This is a genomic window from Rhodococcus sp. ARC_M12 (assembly GCF_022810385.1).
GTDB lineage: Bacteria > Actinomycetota > Actinomycetes > Mycobacteriales > Mycobacteriaceae > Rhodococcoides > Rhodococcoides navarretei.
This window is the reverse complement of the sequence record NZ_JALGQI010000047.1, coordinates 1-1481: the sequence shown is the minus strand read 5'-3', so window position 1 is coordinate 1481 and position 1481 is coordinate 1. Positions and strand designations below refer to the sequence as shown.

Genomic DNA, 1481 nt, shown 5'->3' with positions numbered 1-1481 from the left:
CGCTCAATGTCAAGCTGTCTGGAGTCGGTTGTTGTTGATTCCGACGGTTGCGGGCGGTTGTGGTGTGCAGGGGCGGCGGCGGAACCGTTCGGGGTGTCGGTCGTAGTAGGCCTGTTGGGCGCGATCGCGGTCGGTCCATGACTGTCGCCAGCTCCCGGAGTGCACGTCTGCGGGTGAGAACAATGCAATGCCGGAATGTTTGTGGTCGGTGTTGTACCAGTGGACGTAGTCGGTGAGGTGTCCGCGGGCGGTATCGATGTCGGAGAATATGCCCGGGTAGTTCGGGCGGTATTTCATGGTCCGAAACTCGGACTCGGAGAACGGATTGTCGTTACTGACGTACGGCCGGTTGTGGGTGAGCCCGACGCCGTGTGCGGTCAAACAATTCCTGAGAGTGTTCGAGCGCATCGCGGCACCGGAATCGGCGTGGACGAATGATGGTGCGCCGTAACGCTGTATGGCGATCTCGAACATCTCTGCGGCGAGGTGATCACTCTCTCGTTCCTCCACACGCCACCCCGCGATCAGCCGGGAGTGGATGTCGATGATCGAGTACGCCTTGAACGAGGCACCGCGCCACGGTGAGTGCAGATCGGTGATGTCCCAACTCCACACCTGACCGGGTGCGGTGGCGGTGTGGACGGGCATCGGGCGCGGGGTGCGGGTGCTTTTCTTGGTCGGTGTGCTCGGGCGGTTGCGTTGGTCGATCACCGCTGCTGCGATGCGCCACCACGAGCGCCGTGAGGCGATCATCGTTCCGGTGTCCCAGGCGGTGGCGAAGGAGTGATCGACCGAGTTGCCACCTTGCCATCCGGTGTCGATCAACGCTTCGACCCGCGTGCGATCGGTGGTGTCGATTCTGCTCGGATACTGCCGATCTCGTTGGTGCACAGGGTGTTCGGTTTTGACCCGGGGGTTGCGGCGGTAATGCCACGTCGAGCGGGACAACCCGACCATCGTCAATGCTCGACGCACCGATCCGGTGAGTGGGGCCAGTTCGCCGACGAGGGTGTTCTCTGTGCTCAGGAATCGGTGGGATCGGGTGTCGGTGGGGTGTCGTCGGGCTCGGGCACGTTCAGTGTGTGCAAGAGCCCGATAGCTTTTCCCAGCAGCTCGTTGGTCTCCTTGAGTTCACGGATCTGAGCGTCACGTTGGGCGAGTTCCTCGGCGTGGCGCGCCGTCTCGATGGCTCGCCGTTCGACCATTCCCTGCCGGCCCTTCGGTTGCGAGTTCATCGGTTCAGTCTGACGCGGAACCAGCCCGCGGTCCACGTCGCCGTCGAACACCGCCGTCCGCCACCGCGTCATCATGCCCCTCGAGACAGACGGATGCGCTGCCATCCACGGCCCATGCTTCCCATACGGCAACCGGCAGTACTCGAACACCATCTCCCGAATCTGCTCCCCTGTGAATTCAGCACTCAACATGCGGTAACCCTCCATAGCTTCTCGAATGACTCACGAGAAGCTTGGCAAAGAGGG

2 protein-coding genes are annotated in these 1481 nt (G+C 62.4%); both read right to left on the bottom strand.

Annotated elements, in window-relative coordinates; translation table 11 throughout:
• Positions 1 to 9 precede the first annotated feature (9 nt).
• Positions 10 to 891, bottom strand: coding sequence for a DDE-type integrase/transposase/recombinase (locus tag MTX35_RS25245; RefSeq protein ID WP_243597473.1), 882 nt, complete (start codon positions 889 to 891; stop codon positions 10 to 12).
• A 131-nt stretch (positions 892 to 1022) separates the two neighbouring features.
• A complete protein-coding gene (locus tag MTX35_RS25240; protein ID WP_243597472.1) occupies positions 1023 to 1235 on the bottom strand; it encodes a hypothetical protein in 213 nt (70 codons plus the stop codon).
• Positions 1236 to 1481: the final 246 nt, after the last annotated feature.